We start from the raw sequence: 18,135 nt of genomic DNA on the forward strand, positions 1-18,135 counted from the left end.
GACTTCCGGGCACGGCGTACGCTGGTGGGAGCCCTGCGGCACTGCAGTACCTGCTGCGTATCGTGGTGTCGTACGGTGGGAATGAGACGACGTGGTGCCCTGTCCCTTCAACGGACGAGCCCCGCACCAGAGACTTCGGGAGAACACATGACCGTGCAGAGCACAGACGGCACCGAGACCATCAGCGGCGTCGAGATCACCGACGGCGCCGCCGCCAAGGTGAAGAGCCTCCTCGAGCAGGAGGGACGCGAGGACCTCGCGCTCCGTATCGCCGTGCAGCCGGGCGGCTGCTCTGGCCTGCGCTACCAGCTGTTCTTCGACGAGCGCACGCTCGACGGTGACGAGACCCGCGAGTTCGAGGGCGTCTCGGTCGTCGTCGACCGCATGAGCGTCCCCTACCTCCACGGCGCGACGATCGACTTCGTCGACACGATCGAGAAGCAGGGCTTCACGATCGACAACCCCAACGCGACCGGCTCGTGCGCGTGCGGTGACTCCTTCCACTGAGTTTCGCCGTACCGACCAGCACAGCCACTGACAACCGCGAGGGCCGCCCGGACCACCGGGCGGCCCTCGCGGCGTGCACGCAAGGGCGACTATCGTGGCCCCCGCACGCGTCCCGTTCCGAGGAGCTCCCTTGAAGATCGCCGTTTCCGGGTCCATCGCCAACGACCACCTGATGACGTTCACCGGGAAGTTCTCGGACTCCCTCGTCGTCGACCAGCTCGACAAGATCTCGTTGTCGTTCCTCGTCGACGACCTCGTCGTACGCCGCGGCGGGTGCGGTGCCAACATCGCGTTCGGGCTGGCTGCTCTCGGCGAGGACCCCGTCCTCATCGGCGCGGTCGGCGAGGACTTCGACGACTACCGCTCGTGGCTGGAGCGGCACGGCGTGGACTGCTCCGGCGTCCACGTCTCCGAGACCCGGCACACCGCCCGCTTCGTCTGCACGACCGACGCGGCGCAGGCCCAGATCGCAACCTTCTATGCCGGTGCCATGGCCGAGGCCCGTGAGATCGAGCTCAAGCCGATCCACGACCGTGTCGGCGGGTGGGACATTGTGCTCATCGGCCCCGACGACCCAGAGGGGATGGTCCGACACACCGAGGAGTGCCGGACGCGCGGCTACCGCTTCGCGGCCGACCCCTCGCAGCAGCTGGCGTTCGCCGACGGCGCGCTGATCCGTACTCTCATCGACGGCGCGACATACCTGTTCAGCAACGAGTACGAGGCCGCGCTGACCGAGAAGAAGACTGGCTGGAGCGCCGGCGAGATCCAGCAGCGCGTCGGCACCCGTGTCGTGACGCGCGGCGCTGACGGCGTGAGCGTGTACGAGGCCGACGGCACCGTGATCGACGTCCCCGCGATCGCCGGCATCAACGCCGTGGACCCGACCGGCGTGGGCGACGCCTTCCGTGCGGGCTTCCTGGCCGGCCTCGGCGTCGACCTCCCTCACGAGCAGTGCGCCCAGCTCGGCTGTGCGCTTGCCGCGAGCGTCGTGGAGACGACCGGCACGCAGGAGTACCGGCTCGAGCGTCACGCCCTGCTCGCCCGCATCAGGAGCGAGTACGGTGCCGCGGCGGCCGACATCGTAGACGAACGCCTCCCGTCGTTCTGAGGGGACCTCTGCCGGACGGGCGGAGCGCTCTGGAGTAGGGTGTTTTTGTTCGCAGTGAGGCGGTACACGTCGCGTCAGCGGCGCCGGGAAGCACACTGCGGTGTGAGTCGATACGAGCCAGAAAGGCGCCTGGTGGGTCTGGAACTCTTCGCGCGCGGTGAGCGAGCACAAGACGAGCGTCGACGGCCGGTCAGGTCGAAGGCGGTCGCGCTCGGTTTCGCCGTCGCAGCGATCGTGCTGCTGAGTGGTTGTTCGCCCGATTCCCCCAACCAGTGGGAGCGCTTGGCGCTTCCGCCGGGTGCGAGCGACCGTGTCGACTACATGTTCGTCCTGTGGGTGGGGGCGTGGATCGCGTGTGCCGTGGTGCTGGTGCTGGTGCTCGGGCTCATGTTCTGGGCGATGGTGCGTTATCGCCGCCGCCCGGGCAACGAGGTGCCCAACCAGCTGCGCTACCACCTGCCGCTCGAGGTGCTCTACACCGTCGCGCCGGTCATCGTGGTCGCGATCTTCTTCGCGCAGACGGTGAAGTCGCAGACCGAGATGCTCGAGGAGGTCGACGACCCGGAGCACCACATCACGGTCGTCGGCAGCAAGTGGCAGTTCACCTTCAACTACCTCGACGAAGAGGCGACGGGCGGCACGCCGGTCTTCGACTTCGGCGACACGGCCGACCCGACCGAGCTCTGGCTCGCGGTCGACGAGTCGGTCCGCTTCGACCTCGTCTCGCCGGACGTCATCCACTCATTCTGGATCCCGGAGTTCTACTTCAAGCGGGACATCGTCCCCGGCCGGGAGGGCTCGTTCGACCTCACCCCGACCCGCGAGGGTGTCTTCACCGGCCGCTGCGCCGAGCTGTGCGGCCTCTACCACACGCGCATGATCTTCAAGGTGCACATCGTCTCGCGTGACGAGTACGACGCTCACCTGCAGAAGCTCCAGGCCGCCGGCCAGATCGGTGAGCCTGAGGGCGGCGTCGAGGCCAACCAGATCGCCGGCCTTGCCGAGGCGCAGAACGCAGAGAACGGAGAGCACGAGTGACCGCGGCGGCAGAACCTCTGAGCGGGAGCACGCAGCGTCGGCCTCTGGGCAAGCGCGTCGTCTCGATGCTCACGACGACCGATCACAAGCAGATCGGCACGATGTATCTGGTCGCGTCGTTCGCCTTCTTCCTGATCGGCGGCATCCTCGCCCTCCTGATCCGTGCCGAGCTCGCCGCTCCGGGCACGCAGGTGGTCGACGAAGAGACCTACAACCAGCTCTTCACCATGCACGGCACGATCATGCTGCTGATGTTCGCGACGCCGCTGTTCGTCGGCTTCGCCAACTGGATCATGCCGCTGCAGATCGGCTCGCCCGACGTGGCGTTCCCGCGACTCAACATGTTCAGCTTCTGGCTGTTCCTGTTCGGCAGCTCGCTGGCCGTCGCAGGCTTCTTCGTCCCTGGTGGTGCGGCCAGCTTCGGGTGGTTCGCGTACGCCCCGCTGTCCGACGCGGTGAACTCGCCGGGAGTCGGCGGTGACATGTGGGTCCTCGGCCTCTACATGTCGGGCCTGGGTACGATCCTCGGTGCGGTCAACTTCGTGACGACGATCTTCACGATGCGCGCCCCCGGCATGACGATGTTCCGGATGCCGATCTTCACCTGGAACATCCTGGTCACGAGCCTCCTCGTGCTGATCGCGTTCCCGATCCTGGCTGCCGCGCTCCTCGCGCTGTTCGCCGACCGTCAGCTCGGCACCCATGTCTTCGACCCCTCAACAGGCGGCCCGATCCTCTGGCAACACTTGTTCTGGTTCTTCGGGCATCCAGAGGTCTACATCATCGCGTTGCCCTTCTTCGGCATCATCAGTGAGATCCTGCCCGTCTTCAGCCGCAAGCCGATCTTCGGCTACATCGGCCTCGTCGCCGCGACGCTCGCGATCGCAGCCCTCTCCGTCGCCGTGTGGGCCCACCACATGTTCGTCACAGGGGCGGTGGACCTCGCGTTCTTCTCCTTCATGACGTTCTTGATCGCGGTGCCGACAGGCGTCAAGTTCTTCAACTGGATAGGCACGCTATGGGGCGGGTCGATCAGCTTCGACACCCCGCTGGTGTTCTCGCTGGGCTTCCTTACGACCTTCCTCTTCGGTGGTCTGACCGGCGTCATCCTCGCGTCGCCCGCCCTCGACTTCCACCTGTCCGACTCATACTTCGTGGTTGCTCACTTCCACTACGTCGTCTTCGGCACGGTCGTGTTCGCGATGTTCGCCGGCTTCTACTACTGGTGGCCGAAGTGGACGGGGCACATGCTCAACGAGCGGCTCGGCAAGATCCACTTCTGGCTGCTGTTCGTCGGCTTCCACCTGACGTTCCTCGTCCAGCACTGGCTGGGTGTGGAGGGCATGCCGCGCCGTTACGCCGACTACTCGCCGACTGACGGGTTCACCGTCCTCAACCAGGTGTCGACGATCGGCGCGGTCGTCCTCGCGATCTCCACGCTGCCGTTCTTCTACAACGTGTGGATCTCGCGCAACAACCCCAAGGTCGGCGTGGACGACCCGTGGGGCTGGGGACGCTCGCTCGAGTGGGCGACATCCAGCCCGCCGCCGCGGCACAACTTCACCTCGCTGCCCCGGATCCGCTCCGAGAGCCCGGCGTTCGACCTCCACCACCCGGAGCTGTCGATGCTCGAGCACGCGGACAACGATCTCGACAGCCCGCTGGCCGACGCCCCGAACCTCGAGGGTCACGAAGAGGCTCTGCGCGAGCAGACCGACAACTCGCCGGAAGGTGGCACCCGATGAAGGCCGAAGCGTGGATCATCGCGTCGGTTTCCGTCTTCCTCGTCATCGTGACGCCGATCTACTGGATCGCGTCCGAGGACCCGACGGGCACGACGGCCCTGGCGATGGCGGCTCTGCTGGGCCTGCTCCTCACCTTCTTCCTGGCGGTCGTCGCCAAGCAGATCCCGGCGCGTCTGGAGGATCGTGACGATGCCGAGATCGCTGAAGGCGCCGGCGAGTACGGCTTCTACCCTCCGTGGAGCTGGTGGCCGCTCTGGTCGGCGCTGGCCATCCTCGTGATGGTGATCGGTGCGATCTTCGGCTGGTGGCTCTTCGCCATGGCGAGCGTCTTCGGCGTGATCGCGCTCTGCGGCTGGGTCTTCGAGTACTACCGCGGGCTCTACGCCCACTGACACCTCCGCCTCGAGCCATGTACGGCCTCTTTGGGTAGCGATTGCTACCCTGAGAGGCCGTATGTGTTCGTAGGGAGATGATGAAGGTTCAGGGACGCCAGTCCGCCGTGCACTCAGGACGCCGTTGGTTCGGCGTCCTGCTGATGGCTGCGCTCATCGCTGGCTGCAGCTCGGCCGGAGGCGACGACGGCGTTGGCGACCGCGCAGGCGATGCCGCACCGACATCGTCCGCCTCCCCGACGCCCGCCACCGAGCTGACCTTCAACGTCGACGACGGCGACGCGGACATCCCGGTCGACACTGCTGTCACCGTCGGGGCCAGTCATGGCACGATCACGGCGGTCACCGCCCACTACGGCGGCAAGCCGACCCGCAAGAACACGCTGAACGGCGCCGTGACTCCCGACGGCGCCTCTTGGACCGCCTCGTCCCTCCTCGAGCCTGGCAAGCGTTACACCGTCGCGGTGACGACGCGCGACGACGACGGACGCGTGTCCACCGAGTCGCGGCGGTTCCGTACCCAGGACCTATCTCTCGACCAGCAGGCCTATGCCTCCGTCTCACCCATGGACGGTGCGACCGTCGGCGTGGCGATGCCGGTCATCCTGCGGTTCGACATCCCGGTGAAGCGCCGGGCGGAGGTCGAGAAGCGGCTGGTCGTGACGTCCACCCCGAAAGTCGAGGGCACCTGGAGCTGGGTGAGCGACTCCGAGGTCCACTTCCGGCCCCGCAAGTACTGGCCTGCCGGCACCAAGGTGAAGGTTCACGCCGGCATCAACGGCGTCCGTACAGGCAAGGGCGTCTGGGGTCAGGAGGACCGTGACACGTCGTTCCGCGTGACCAAGCAGGCCGTGACCACGGTCGTCGACGTCTCGCGCCACAAGGCGACGGTGAAGATCAACGGCAAGGTCGCACGGGTGCTCCCGGCGACGACCGGCAAGGCGGGGTTCCAGACCCGCAACGGGACCAAGATCATCATGGAGAAGCACCCGTCGAAGCGGATGGACGCCGCCACGACAGGGATCTCCGAAGGCTCCTCGGAGTACTACAACATCGAGAACGTGCGCTACGCGATGCGCGTCACCAACTCTGGTGAGTTCATCCACGCGGCGCCCTGGTCGACGGGATCGCAGGGCAGCGCCAACGTCAGCCACGGATGCACTGGCCTGAGCACGAGCAACGCCGCCTGGCTGTACGGCATTTCGCACATCGGCGATCCCGTGAAATTCGTCAACTCCGACCGGAAGGTCCTCGAGCCGCAGAACGGCTGGACCGACTGGAACATCTCGTACACCGAGTTCGCCAAGGGCTCCGCCCTCTCCTGAGCCCGCCCGCGAGGCACACCTCCGTACGGGCCTGCGTCGGTCGCTGGGCGTCCACTGCGCGCGTGTCGGTGGACGCTGAGGTGCCGCCGTTCGGGGCGGGCGGGTACGCGTTGGGGGAGCGGGAACAGCGGAAGGCCCCGCCCCCCAGAGCGGGGGAGCGGGGCCTTCGCGGGAGCGGTCTCCTCAGTGCTGCTTCGGGACACCCGTCTCGCTGACGCCGGAGAAGTCGTCCGGGAAGTCGTGCGGCGGGTAGACCTCGTCGTGGAGGTGGTGCTCCGCTTGCTCGACCTCGGCCGTCGTCGGCTTGTCGACGTCGTGCGCGTAGAAGAACCGCTTGGCCCACGCCCGCAGACGAGCCTTGCGGCCCTCGGGGTTGCGGACACCGTGCTCGTCCTCGGCCTCCGTAGCGGTGAGCTCCGGGACACGGGGACGCGCCGTGAGCGTGTACGCCGCGTCAGCCGGCAGAGGTGCGTGCGCCTCGGCGTACGATCCCTCGGCGGAGCGGACGATGACGCCCGTCTCGTAGCCGTGGAGGACGGTGTCGTTGTCCTTTCGCTGCAGGCTGATGCAGATCCGCCGAGTGATGATGAACGCGATGACCGGTCCGACGAAGACACCGATGCGTGCGATCCACGTGATCGTAAAGATGTCCAGGTTGAACTTGAACGCGATGATGTCGTTGCCACCCGCGATCCAGCAGATGCCGTAGAACGTCATACCGGCGATGCCGAACGCCGTACGGGTCGGAGCGTTGCGCGGACGCTGCAGGAGGTGGTGCTCCTTCTTGTCGCCGGTCACCCAGGACTCGAAGAATGGCCAGATGGCCAGCACCGTGAACAGCAACCCCATCAGGAGCACGCCCGGGATGAAGACGTTCAAGGAGAACGTCTCCGGGCCGATCGTGAACTCCCAGTTGGGCATGATGCGGACCGCCCCTTCGACCCAGCCCATGTACCAGTCGGGCTGGGAGCCAGCCGTGACCTCGGACGGGTTGTAGGGGCCGTACGTCCAGATCGGGTTGATCTGGAGGAACGCCGACATCAATGCCGTGAAACCGAAGACGACGAAGAAGAAGCCGCCGGCCTTGGCTGCGTACACGGGGAGCATCGGGTAGCCCACGACGTTCTTCTCAGTACGTCCGGGGCCAGGCCACTGCGTGTGCTTGTGGTAGACGAGCAGCAGCATGTGGGCAGCGATCAACCCGAGCAGGATCCCTGGGAGCAGGAAGATGTGCGCCATGTAGAGGCGCGCGATGATCAGGTCGCCTGGGAACTCGCCGCCGAAGACGAAGAACTCGAGGTAGCTGCCGACGACCGGGATCGACCGGATCAGACCGTCGACGAACCGCAGGCCGGTGCCCGACAGCAGGTCGTCGGGGAGCGAGTAGCCGGCGAAGCCCTCGATCAGGCCCACGGCGAACAGGCCGATACCGATCAGCCAGTTGATCTCGCGCGGCTTGCGGTAGGCACCCGTGAAGAACACCCGAAGCATGTGGGCCATGAGTGCCGCCATGAACAGCGCGGCTGCCCAGTGGTGGATCTGACGGACCAGCAGGCCGCCACGGATGTCGAACGAGATGTTGAGCGTCGAGGCGTACGCCTGCGACATCTCCAGGCCGCGCAACGGCTCGTACGACCCGTTGTAGGGGACCTCGGCCATGCTCGGCTGGAACCAGAACGTGAGGAAGGTCCCGGTCAGCAGGAGCACGATGAAGCTCCACAGGGCGATCTCGCCCAGCAGGAACGACCAGTGGTCGGGGAACACCTTGCGGATGTTCTTGCGAACGACGCCGGCGAGGCCGAGGCGGTCGTCGAGCCACTCGACGGGACCAGCGGACTTCTTGCCGAAGTTCGTGTCCTTGAGCGGAGTTGAGGTGGGGCTCGCTGTCTCAGTCACGGTTCTGGTTCACCTCAGGGAAGCTCGGGCCGACCGGCTCATGGAAGTCGCTGGTGGCGATGAGGTAGCCGTCCGCATCCACCGCGAGCGGGAGCTGCGGGAGAGGGCGCTTGCCAGGGCCGAAAATGACTTTGCCACCGTCGGCGAGGTCGTACGTGGTCTGGTGGCACGGGCAGAGCAGATGGTGCGTCTGCTGCTCCCAGAGGCTGATCGGGCAGCCGACGTGCGTGCAGATCTTGGAGTAGACCATGATGCCGTCCACGTCCCAGTTGGCCTGCCCCTTGCGAGGCTTGATGTCATCGGGACGGATCCGGACCGCGATCACGGACGCCTTGGCCTTGGCCTGGAGAAGCTTCGTGCCGTGGAACACCGCGTGGCCGTGGCTGTCGGTCTCGAAGAAGACGTCGGGCTGGGCGTTGACCAGCTGGCCGACCTCGATGTCGGCCGGACGCAGCGGCATGCCGGAGACGTCGTTGACGACTCGCATGCCCTTGCGCCAGACGGTGTGGAAGAGCTTGTTGCCCGGCAGCGGGCCAAGGTCACGCAGCATGACGATCGCCGGCAAGCCGAGGATCGCGACGGCGCCGATCAGGGACCGGCGGATCAGCGGACGGCGGCCGAAGCCGGAGTCAGCAACGCCCTCGTCGAGGACGTCGAGCGCTGCCTCACGGTCGTCATCGGAGGAGCGCGCCGGGTGACGCATCTCGATGACCTCGTGGTCGTTCATCAGCTTCTTGGCCCACTGGATGGCGCCGATGCCGATGAGGAAGAGCGCGCCGCCGAGGGTGACGCCGAGGGCGAGGTTCAGAGAGAACCAGCCGAAGATCTCGGCATCCTTGGGGATGGCGAAGTAGGCGACGCAGAAGGCGATCGTGAGGATGATCGCGGCCGTGAACATGCCGGCGACCTGGCGCTCGGCACGCTTCTCGAGCTTGGGATCTACGTCCGTGGGACGGGGGAGGTGCTCGGGCAGCCCCGGGTTCTCGATCGGCTCGGCCGGCTCGATGTCGTTGCGTGCCGACGTGGCGACCTCGTCACCGGTCGGCTTGGCGACGCCGTTCGTCGACTGCGCGTCGTGGGATTCGGAGCTCATGACCTCTTCTTCTTCACCCGGGCGCCGTGGGCTGCCAGCCAGACGGCGACAGCGACCAGACCGCCGATTCCGATGATCCAGGCGAACATGCCGTCGACAACGGGGCCGAGGCCGCCGCCGGCGAAGCCGCCCTGCGGCTGGGCCTGCACGTTCTTGATGTAGCCGATGATGGCGCGCTTGTCCTCGGGGGTGATGACGTCGTCGTTGAAGACGGGCATCTGCTGAGGACCGGTCTGCATCGCCTCGTAGATGTGCTTGCCGCTGACGTCGCGCAGCGTCGGCGCGAAGCGCCCGCTGGGCAGGGCGCCACCGGCGCCGACCGAGTTGTGGCAAGCGGTGCAGTTCGTACGGAAGAACTCACCGCCGCGGGTCAGGTCCTCCTGGGAGAGGTCCGAGACGTCGGTGTACTCCTCCTCAGGGATGGCCGGACCGGGGCCGAGGCTCGCGACGTAGGCGGCGAGCGCCTCGGTCTCCTCACCGTTGAACACCGGGGCCTTGCGCGGAGCCTGGGGGGCCGTCTGCGCCATGGGCATACGGCCGGTGCCGACCTGGAAGTCGACGGCCGCAGCTCCCACGCCGATCAGCGACGGCCCGTAGTTGCCGCCACTCTTGGTCATGATGCCCTCGGCGTTCAGACCGTGACAGCTGGCGCATCCGACCAGGAACAGCTCGCGGCCCTGCTCGATCTTGGCTGTGTCACCCGCGGTGTCGGCATCGGCCTTCCCGGGCGCGAGGGCGGCATAGAGCGCGCCCGCGAGGAGCAGGCCGAAGAGCAGCACCGCGTAACCCGCGAGCGGGTGCCTTCGGTGGGTGGACAAGAACCGCACGGAGTGAACCTCGTTCCCCTTGCCAGCGACGTCCCGGCGGGGACGTCATCTCTCGATTAAAGCCTTATTTGCGTTCTTCTGTTGGAGGTTCGCCGCTGGGGTCGTCGAAGACGGCTCCCTGGTGGCGAACCGTTACTGCAGGGCGTAGATCGTCAGGAACAGCCCGACCCACACGATGTCGACGAAGTGCCAGTAGTACGAGACGACGATCGCTGAGATCGCCTGCTCGTGGGTGAATCGCCGCGCCATGAACGTACGGCCGATGATCAGCAGGAAGGCGATCAGACCGCCGATGACGTGGATGCCATGGAAGCCGGTCGCGAGGTAGAACGTCGACCCGTAGCCGGACGAGGAGAGCGTGATGCCGTGGTGCACGAGCTCGACGTACTCCAGCGCCTGGCCGGCGACGAAGACCGCGCCCATGATGTAGGTCAACGCGAACCACTCGCGAAGGCCCCACTCGCGGAACTGCCAGATCTTGCCACTGCGGCCGACCTTGCCCCGTTCTGCGGCGAAGACGCCCCACTGGCAGGCGACCGACGACAGCACGAGGATCGTCGTGTTCGCCGTGGCGAACGGGATGTTGAGCTTGGCGGTCTCAAGGTCCCACAGCTCGGGGCTCACCGCGCGGATCGTGAAGTATGCGGCGAAGAGCGCCGCGAAGAACATCAGCTCGCTCGAAAGCCACACCACGGTTCCGACCGTCACCTGCGACGGTCGGTTGGGCTGCCCGTGCAGGCGGGATGCTGGGATCACAGATGTCGTCGCCACGGGTGTCATTATTAACCCCTGAGGTGGGCGAGGCATCCCCGACCCCTGCCTGAAGTGACTCGGGAGTCGCTACGATCGCGCTGTGAGCGATCCCAACACCGAAGCCGCATCCGAACACCAGGCCTCTCTGCGCGTGCTCGTCTACTCCGACGACGCCGAAACCCGGGCCCAGGTGGTGACCGCCCTGGGGCGGAGGATCCACCCGGACCTCCCGCCGGTCGAGTACGTCGAGTGCGCCACGCTGCCCGTCGTCCTTCAGCAGATGGACGCCGGCGGCTTCAACCTGGCGATCCTTGACGGTGAGGCGACGCCGGCAGGCGGCATGGGTGTGGCGAGGCAGCTGAAGGACGAGATCTACCGCTGCCCGCCCCTGCTCGTGCTCACCGCGCGCGAGCAGGACGCCTGGCTCGCGACCTGGTCGCGGGCCGACGGCGTCTCGAACCACCCGGTCGACCCGCTGCGTCTCGCCGACGCGGTGGTCGCCCTCCTAGCGCCCGCCCCGGCGGCGTCGGCATGACCGAGGCCCCTCGCTGGCCGGAGATCTTGGGCGCGCTCGTCGGTGGTGAAGATCTCACCCAGGAGCAGACGTCCTGGGCGATGGAGGAGATCCTCAGCGGCAACGCCTCGCCCGCGCAGATCGCCGGATTCGCCGTCGGGCTGCGCGCCAAGGGCGAGACGGTGGCCGAAGTCGAGGGGTTGGCGGCCACCATGCTCGACCACGCACGGATGATCGAGGTCCCTGGCCGTACGGTCGACATCGTCGGTACGGGGGGTGACCGGGCGAAGACGGTCAACATCTCCACGATGTCAGCGGTCACGATGCGCGGGGCCGGAGCGTTGGTCGTCAAGCACGGCAACCGCGCTGCGTCGAGCGCGAGCGGCGCCGCCGACGTCCTGGAGAAGCTCGGCGTCCGTCTCGACCTCACACCGGAGCGGGTCGCGCAGCTGGCGACCGAGACGGGCATCACGTTCTGCTTCGCGCCGGTGTTCCACGCGTCCTTCCGCTACACCGCCGCTCCGCGCAAGGAGCTCGGCATCCCGACCGCGTTCAACTTCCTCGGCCCGCTGACCAACCCGTCCCGGCCCGCTGCGATGGCAGTCGGTGTCGCCGACGCCCGGATGGCCGCAGTCGTCGCCGGCGTGTTCGCACGCCGGGGCCTCGACGCGCTGGTGTTCCGCGGGGACGACGGTCTCGACGAGATCACCACCACGACGACGTCGCAGGTGTGGGTCGTCGGAGGTCCGGAAGGGGCCAAGTCGGTCACTCAGCAGACCTTCGACCCCCGCGACCTCGGCATCGCGCTGTCGTCGGCCGAGGCGCTGCGCGGTGGCGACCCGGCGTACAACGCCGCGGTGTTCAGGCGCGTGCTCGAGGGCGAGCAGGGCCCCGTACGGGACGCCGTGGTGCTCAACGCCGGCGCGGGTCTGGCCGCATACGAGGGGTCCACGGACGACCTTCTCGCGCGGATGGAACGCAGCACGGCGCTGGCGCGCGAGGCGCTCGACTCCGGTGCGGCGCTGCGTGCACTCGACGAGTGGGCCGCGGCCTCTCAGCGCGAGGTCTGAGGGCCGGGTTCGCTACTCGAGGTCGCCGCCGATGCTGAACGCCGACTCAAGGTCGTGCTGGGAGTACGTCCGGAAGGCGATGTGCGTCTCGGTCGAGCGGACGCCGGCGACCTTGTTGACGCGGTCGGCGACGACGTCGGCGATGTCCTCGGTCCGACGGACGCGCACGAGCGCGATCAGGTCGATGTGCCCGGTGACCGAGTAGACCTCGCTGACGCCGTCGAGGGCGGCGATCTCCTCAGCGACCTCGGGGATGCGGTCGACCTCGGCATTGATGAACACGATCGCGGTGATCACGGGCCCTCCTGGCGGACGAGTCGGGGTACGCGGGGCAGCCTACTCGTCATCGACGGGGCCGGTGCTCGGTGCGCCAGCCGTCGCCGCCGGCCTCGTCGAAGGGGGCGGCCAGCGCACGTGACCGCTCTGCGGCCTCGACGATCGGAAGGTGCCGGCCGGCCCCGCGGGCAGGGCTCGCCCACTCGCCGTCGAGGTCCACGAGGCGGACGCCCTCGGACTCCATCCAGCGCAGCACGAGCTCGGACTCCGCGGCCGTCGCGGCCGGTGCCTGCTCCGGGACCACCGTCTCCGCGGTGGCCCGGAGGGCGTCGACCCACGGGCGGGACGGTGTCGTCGCCGGCATGACGCCCGCCGCCACGAGCCGACCATGCCGGACGATGTGGACCTCCCACTCGCGTCGTGCCGGGTCGAGCGGGCGAGCGGCGACGACCTCCCTGCACGAGAGCAGCGCCGAGAGCCGCTGGCTGCGGTGCGTGGCCTGCAGGAGGCTGACGAGGCGGTCCCGCTCTCGTGCGGCGTCCTCGAAGCGGTCCTGCGAGGCGAGGGTCCGCATGCGGTCGGTGGAGGCCTCGACGACCTCGACCGGGTCGGTGAGGATCGCGGCGCGGACCCGCTCGACCTCCGTGGCGTACTCGGCGTCGGTGGTCGACCCGTCGCACGGGGCGAGGCAGCCCCCCATCTCAGCGAGCGCGCACGCCGTACGGGACGGACGAAGCGGCAGACGGCCGGAGCACTGGCGGATGCGGAACGCCTCGTGCAGCGCGGACGCGACCTGTTCTGCCGAGGCACGCCGAGTGAACGGGCCGAGGTAGTCGGCGTCGTCGTCGGTCTTGCGGACGTACGACAGGCGCGGCCACGGCTCGCGCGTGAGCCTGATCCAGGTTGCCCGCTCGGGATGGCGCGAGCGCCGGTTGTAGGGCGGCTTGTGGTGCGCGATCAGCCGGAGCTCGCGCACCTGCGCCTCGAGCGCGGTGGCGCAGGTGATGCCTTCGACGCGGGTCGCGAGCGCGATCATCTCGCCCATGCGGGTGCGAGTCTCGCTCGACGTGAAGTAGGAGCGCACCCGGGTACGGAGGTCCTTGGACGTCCCGACGTACAGGACGTGCTCGTGGCGGTCACGGAACAGGTAGACGCCGGGGGAGTGCGGGAGGTGGTCGGCGAGCCGGCTCTTCTTACGTTGGGCCGGGCTGACCCGCGCGCTGAAGGTCGCGAGCTCCTCCATCGTGGTCACCCCCATCGTGCCGACGCGCTCGAGTAGCGCGTGGAGCACGTCGACAGTGGCCCGCGCGTCGGCAAGGGCGCGGTGGTTGGGCGTCGTCGTGGAGCGGAAGTGGCGTGCGAGGGTGCCGAGCTTGCAGTTGGGGACCTCGTCGCGCACGAGGACGCGGCGTGCGAGGCGCGCGGTGTCGAGGGTCTCGAAGCCGGGCCACATGAGGTCGAGCGCGGCCGAGAAGTGCTTGAGGAACCCGACGTCGAACGGCGCGTTGTGCGCGACGAGCACCGTGCCGCGCGCGAACTCCAGGAACGACGGCAGCGCCTCGCCGATGCGGGGAGCGCCGACGACCATTGCGTCGGTGATGCCGGTCAGCACCGCGATGAAGGTCGGGATCTCGCCCTCGGGATCGACGAGGGTCTGGAACTCGCCGAGGATCTCGCCACCGCGTACCTTGACCGCGCCGATCTCGGTGATCATCGAGCCGGCGGACGCCGAGCCGCCTGTGGTCTCCAGGTCGACCACACAGAACGTGACGGCGGAAAGGTCGCGGCCCAGCTCGTCGAGAGTCCCCTGGACGGGGACGGGCGACGCGGGGGAGGGGGCTTTCATGAGGGTGACGTTAGGTCGCGGCTCTGACATCACGGACGAATCGCCGGGTCGTACGGCGTGTCGCTGGTCCCGCTTTCTGTCAGCCCACGGTCGTAGCGTGCCGAGCATGAACGAATCTCGCGTGCTCCACCAGCAGCCGGGACCGGCGACGGGCCACGGCGAGTCCCTCACGATCGACTGCGCCCGCTGCCTGGCGCGCCCCCGGGCGTGCGGCGACTGCGTCGTCACCGCGCTCCTCGGGCCTCCTGACGACGCCGTACGGCTCGACGCCGAGGAGGGGGCAGCACTCGCCGCACTGAGCTCTGCCGGCCTCGTGCCACCGCTCCGGCTCGTGACGTCGGTCGAGAGCGAGGCGCCCGACGAGCCGTGAGGTTCAGGGTGAGTAAGCACACCGTGCACAATCGGGCCCTGTCGTCGTTGATTCTTGGCCCCCACCTTGCGTAGGGTGAGGCTCGCGTGCCTGAGGAGTTCTCTACCCCGGAGAGCGCAGGCAAGCCGCCTAGTTCGGCCGAGGTCCCCCGATCGACGCCGGAGCCGGGGACCCACGCGTTCCTGGGGTGAATCCGCGCTGCACCACGGGCGCGGTAGGGCACGTTCTTGGCCCGAACCCGTCAGCTCACCCGGTAGGCGTCGAGAACGCGAAGGAGACCGTCCCACGTGCGGAACGGCCGCAAGCTGTCGATGAAGGCAGCCATCGCCGCTGGCTCAGGAGTGGTTCTCGCCGCGACGCTCAGTGCGTCGCCGAGTGCAGCAGACCCCCAGGCGCCGAGCCTTGCAGAGGCCCAGCGCAAGGTGGCCAAGCTCAGCCACGAAGCCGAGCAGGCGAACGAGCGCTACCTCGAGCTCAAGACAGAGGTCGAGGGCGCCAAGAAGCAGATCAAGAAGCTCCGCGCGGACGTCAAGGTGCAGGAGTCCGAGGTCGACGGGGTCCGCAACGATCTCGCCAAGACCATCACCGACCGTCTTACCAGCTCGCCGATGGGCCCTACGACCCAGCTGCTCGCGAGCGGTGATCCCGACGAGTTCCTCAACGGCCTGGCGGCGCTGCAGTCGTACAACAGCACGCAGGCCGACCGCCTGGCAGCGTTCGAGCGCGAGGCCGACGAGCTGAAGGTGCGCCGCACGCAGCTCTCGTCCAAGCTCGAGGTCATCTCCGATGCCCAGGGCGAGATGAAGAAGCAGCAGGCGACCCTCGACAAGCGTGTCGCGGAGGCCGAGGCCGTGGTGGCGCGGCTGACGCCCGCGGAGCGCGAAGAGGTCTACAACGGCGATCACGGCGGCGGCACCTCGCGTGACGACGACCGTGCCTCGTCGAGCGCGCCCAAGGTGAACGCCTCCGGCCGCGCCAAGAAGGCGATCGACTTCGCGCTTGCGCAACTCGGTGAGCCCTACGTGTACGGTGCAGCGGGTCCGGGCAGCTGGGACTGCTCCGGTCTGACGATGGCCGCGTTCGGCGCAGCGGGCGTGTCGCTGCCGCACTCGTCGTCGGCGCAGTCGGGCATGGGCACGTCCGTGTCCCGCTCGTCGATGAGCCCGGGCGACCTCGTGTTCTACTACAGCCCGGTCAGCCACGTTGGCATCTACCTCGGTGACGGCAAGCTGGTCCACGCCCCGCGTCCCGGCCGCAGTGTCGAGGTCGTGTCGGTGGACGTGATGCCCGTGAGCGGAGTCCGTCGCGTCGGGTGACGCGCGTGCGGCACCGCGTCGGGTGACGCGCGTGCGGCAAGAGCCCCGGTCCACCTCGCGGTGGGCCGGGGCTTTGTCGTCACGCGGCCAGATGACGTGGCTACTGAGCAACCGACATCCGCAGGCACCGACGGCAGCCGCAGGCCCACCCGTACGTCGGTGCGGCAGCGTCCACGAGTGCGTGTGGGGTGGACGCCCAGCCCCACCAACGGCCGCACGCCAACGGTGCGCTCACCACGCAAGCAGATGCCGAGCTACTGGTAGAGGGACTCGACGTCGTCGCGGTGCTCGCGCATCACGACGTTGCGCTTGAGCTTGAGGGTCGGCGTCACCTGGCCGCCCTCCTCGGTCCAGTCGATCGGGAGGATACGGAACTTGCGGATCGACTCCGCGCGCGAGACGTGCGTGTTGGCCTCGTCGACGGCCGTCTGGACCGCTGCGATGACGTCAATGTCCTCCGCGAGCTCCGCGATCGGGGTGTCGACAGCTCGGCCCTGCTGCTCCAGCCAGGGGCCGACCGCCTCGGCGTCGAGCGTGACGAGCGCGCCGACGAACGGCTTGCCCTCACCGACCACGACGGCCTGGCTGACCAGGACGTGGGCGCGGACGCGGTCCTCGAGCACGGCTGGGACGACGTTCTTGCCGCCTGCGGTGACGATGATCTCCTTCTTGCGACCCGTGATCGACACGAAGCCCTCGGCGTCGATCTCGCCGACGTCGCCGGTGTGGAACCAGCCGTCGGCGTCGATCGCCGTCGCGGTGGCCTCGGGGGCGTTCCAGTAGCCGCGGAAGACCTGGCCACCGCGGAACAGCAGCTCACCGTCCTCGGCGACACGCACCTCGGTGCCGGGGAGCGGGCGTCCGACGGTGCCGATCTTGGAGTCCTCGACGATGTTCGCGGCGAGCGCGGCGGTCGTCTCGGTGAGGCCGTACCCCTCGATGACGGTGATGCCGACGCCAGAGAAGAAGTGCGCGAGGCGTTCGCCGAGCGGGGCGCCGCCGGAGATGGCGTGCTCAACGTGGCCACCCATGGCCGTACGCAACTTGGTGTAGACCAGCTTGTCGAACACGGTGTGCTTCGCCTTGAGCACCGGACCGATGCGCTTGCCGGACTCACGGGCACGGCTGTACGCGATGGCCGTGGAGGTCGCGAGGTCGAAGATCTTGCCCTTGCCCGAGGCATGGGCGTTCTGGCTGGCGCCGTTGTAGACCTTCTCGAAGACGCGCGGGACGGCCAGGATGAACGTCGGCTTGATCTCTGCCAGCTCGGGCAGGAGGTTCTTGACGTCGGGCGTGTGCGAGAGCCTGACGCCTGCGCGGATCGACCCGACCTCGATGATCCGGGCGAACACGTGCGCGAGCGGGAGGAACAGCAGTGTCACCGCGTCGTCACGGTCGAAGATCGCAGGCAGGATCTCGATGCAGCCGGCGAGCTCGAACATGAAGTTGGCGTGGGTCAGCTCGGCGCCCTTGGGCCGGCCGGTGGTGCCCGACGTGTAGATGATCGTCGCGAGGTCGGACGGTGCGACGGCGTCGCGGCGCGCGGCCACGTCCTCGTCGGAGATGCTCGCGCCGGACTCGGCGAGCCCGTCGAGGCCCTCGTCGATGCGCCAGAGCGTCTTGAGTGCGGGGAGGTGCTCGCGCGACTCCTCGACCCGCTTCGCGTGGACGTCGCTCTCGACGACGCAGCCGACAGAGTCGGAGTCGGCCAGGATCCAGGCGATCTGCTCGACCGAGGACGACTCGTAGATCGGGACGCTCACGGCGCCGATCCACCACAGCGCGTAGTCGACCTGGGTCCACTCGTAGCTGGTGCGCGCGAGGATGCCGATGCGGTCACCCGGTGCCACACCGGCAGCGATGAACCCCTTGGCGACGGCGACGACCTGGTCGTGGAACTGGGTGATCGTGAGGTCGACCCACGCGTCGTCCACCCGACGCTGGAAAGCGACCCGTCCCGGGTCCTTGTCCAGCCACGCCAGCACGTCGTTCGTGATGCTCCCGGTGCCCGGGACCTGGTATGTGGCCGGGGTTGCGTAGGTACGCACGCTGCCTC

General features: G+C 68.1%; 17 protein-coding genes and 1 riboswitch. Of the genes, 10 read left to right on the top strand and 7 right to left on the bottom strand.

The features are described 5' to 3' along the window. The first annotated feature begins 147 nt into the window (after window positions 1–147). The 6 genes from erpA to H4N58_RS07545 all read left to right on the top strand — a co-directional run bounded on the left by erpA (window position 148) and on the right by H4N58_RS07545 (window position 6,118). The gene (erpA, locus tag H4N58_RS07520; RefSeq protein WP_167008237.1) at window positions 148–507 is read left to right on the top strand and encodes an iron-sulfur cluster insertion protein ErpA; all 360 of its coding nucleotides are present in this window, start codon (window positions 148–150) and stop codon (window positions 505–507) included. A 130-nt stretch (window positions 508–637) separates the two neighbouring features. Next, window positions 638–1,618 (top strand): carbohydrate kinase family protein, encoded by a 981-nt coding sequence (locus H4N58_RS07525; RefSeq protein WP_167008240.1) that lies wholly within the window; start codon window positions 638–640, stop codon window positions 1,616–1,618. A 132-nt stretch (window positions 1,619–1,750) separates the two neighbouring features. Beyond that, complete coding sequence (gene coxB / locus H4N58_RS07530) at window positions 1,751–2,656, top strand: cytochrome c oxidase subunit II (protein WP_243843110.1); 906 nt, start codon at window positions 1,751–1,753, stop codon at window positions 2,654–2,656. A gap of 65 nt (window positions 2,657–2,721) precedes the next feature. Next, window positions 2,722–4,401 (top strand): cytochrome c oxidase subunit I, encoded by a 1,680-nt coding sequence (gene ctaD / locus H4N58_RS07535; protein WP_167008243.1) that lies wholly within the window; start codon window positions 2,722–2,724, stop codon window positions 4,399–4,401. Further along, the gene (locus tag H4N58_RS07540; protein ID WP_167251906.1) at window positions 4,398–4,793 is read left to right on the top strand and encodes a cytochrome c oxidase subunit 4; all 396 of its coding nucleotides are present in this window, start codon (window positions 4,398–4,400) and stop codon (window positions 4,791–4,793) included. Before ctaD ends, H4N58_RS07540 begins: the two co-directional genes overlap by 4 nt. 80 nt (window positions 4,794–4,873) lie before the next feature. After that, window positions 4,874–6,118, top strand: coding sequence for an Ig-like domain-containing protein (locus H4N58_RS07545; RefSeq protein WP_167251905.1), 1,245 nt, complete (start codon window positions 4,874–4,876; stop codon window positions 6,116–6,118). 183 nt (window positions 6,119–6,301) lie between these two features. Here H4N58_RS07545 and H4N58_RS07550 read toward each other — a convergent pair whose 3' ends face one another. From H4N58_RS07550 to H4N58_RS07565, 4 genes are all read right to left on the bottom strand, one after another. Next, window positions 6,302–8,014: a cytochrome bc complex cytochrome b subunit gene (locus H4N58_RS07550; protein ID WP_167251904.1), complete on the bottom strand. Its 1,713-nt coding sequence runs from the start codon at window positions 8,012–8,014 to the stop codon at window positions 6,302–6,304. Next, complete coding sequence (locus tag H4N58_RS07555; protein ID WP_167008254.1) at window positions 8,007–9,107, bottom strand: ubiquinol-cytochrome c reductase iron-sulfur subunit; 1,101 nt, start codon at window positions 9,105–9,107, stop codon at window positions 8,007–8,009. Before H4N58_RS07555 ends, H4N58_RS07550 begins: the two co-directional genes overlap by 8 nt. Continuing rightward, on the bottom strand, window positions 9,104–9,934 hold the full coding sequence (locus H4N58_RS07560) for a c-type cytochrome (protein ID WP_167008256.1): 831 nt from the start codon (window positions 9,932–9,934) through the stop codon (window positions 9,104–9,106). Before H4N58_RS07560 ends, H4N58_RS07555 begins: the two co-directional genes overlap by 4 nt. Before the next feature lie 132 nt (window positions 9,935–10,066). Then, entirely contained in the window at window positions 10,067–10,714 is a 648-nt protein-coding gene (locus tag H4N58_RS07565; RefSeq protein WP_167008259.1) for a heme-copper oxidase subunit III, read from the bottom strand. A gap of 73 nt (window positions 10,715–10,787) precedes the next feature. On the opposite strand from H4N58_RS07565, the gene H4N58_RS07570 reads away from it, so the two are divergent. Together H4N58_RS07570 and trpD are read left to right on the top strand one after the other, a co-directional pair. Then, window positions 10,788–11,222: a response regulator transcription factor gene (locus H4N58_RS07570; protein WP_167008262.1), complete on the top strand. Its 435-nt coding sequence runs from the start codon at window positions 10,788–10,790 to the stop codon at window positions 11,220–11,222. Continuing rightward, window positions 11,219–12,271, top strand: coding sequence for an anthranilate phosphoribosyltransferase (trpD, locus tag H4N58_RS07575; protein ID WP_167008265.1), 1,053 nt, complete (start codon window positions 11,219–11,221; stop codon window positions 12,269–12,271). Before H4N58_RS07570 ends, trpD begins: the two co-directional genes overlap by 4 nt. Before the next feature lie 12 nt (window positions 12,272–12,283). On the opposite strand, the gene H4N58_RS07580 is transcribed toward trpD, so the two are convergent. Then, a complete protein-coding gene (locus tag H4N58_RS07580) occupies window positions 12,284–12,568 on the bottom strand; it encodes an Lrp/AsnC family transcriptional regulator (RefSeq protein WP_167008268.1) in 285 nt (94 codons plus the stop codon). A gap of 46 nt (window positions 12,569–12,614) precedes the next feature. Next, window positions 12,615–14,393 carry a DEDD exonuclease domain-containing protein gene (locus tag H4N58_RS07585; RefSeq protein ID WP_243845178.1) on the bottom strand — a complete coding sequence of 593 codons (1,779 nt, stop codon included), beginning with the start codon at window positions 14,391–14,393 and terminating at the stop codon, window positions 12,615–12,617. Window positions 14,394–14,499: 106 nt separating this feature from the next. Between H4N58_RS07585 and H4N58_RS07590 the strand changes: the two genes are divergently transcribed. Continuing rightward, window positions 14,500–14,763 carry a hypothetical protein gene (locus H4N58_RS07590; protein ID WP_167008273.1) on the top strand — a complete coding sequence of 88 codons (264 nt, stop codon included), beginning with the start codon at window positions 14,500–14,502 and terminating at the stop codon, window positions 14,761–14,763. Window positions 14,764–14,889: 126 nt separating this feature from the next. Beyond that, window positions 14,890–15,039, top strand: a riboswitch (cyclic di-AMP (ydaO/yuaA leader). Window positions 15,040–15,050: 11 nt separating this feature from the next. After that, window positions 15,051–16,079, top strand: a complete 1,029-nt coding sequence (locus H4N58_RS07595; protein ID WP_167008276.1) for a C40 family peptidase — start codon at window positions 15,051–15,053, stop codon at window positions 16,077–16,079. A gap of 254 nt (window positions 16,080–16,333) precedes the next feature. Here the strand turns inward: H4N58_RS07595 and H4N58_RS07600 are convergent, their stop codons facing one another. Continuing rightward, window positions 16,334–18,127 carry a long-chain fatty acid--CoA ligase gene (locus H4N58_RS07600; protein WP_167008279.1) on the bottom strand — a complete coding sequence of 598 codons (1,794 nt, stop codon included), beginning with the start codon at window positions 18,125–18,127 and terminating at the stop codon, window positions 16,334–16,336. Between the last annotated feature and the right edge of the window lie 8 nt (window positions 18,128–18,135).

Origin of the sequence: Mumia sp. ZJ1417 (genome assembly GCF_014127285.1) — a bacterium.
Taxonomy (GTDB): Bacteria; Actinomycetota; Actinomycetes; order Propionibacteriales; family Nocardioidaceae; genus Mumia.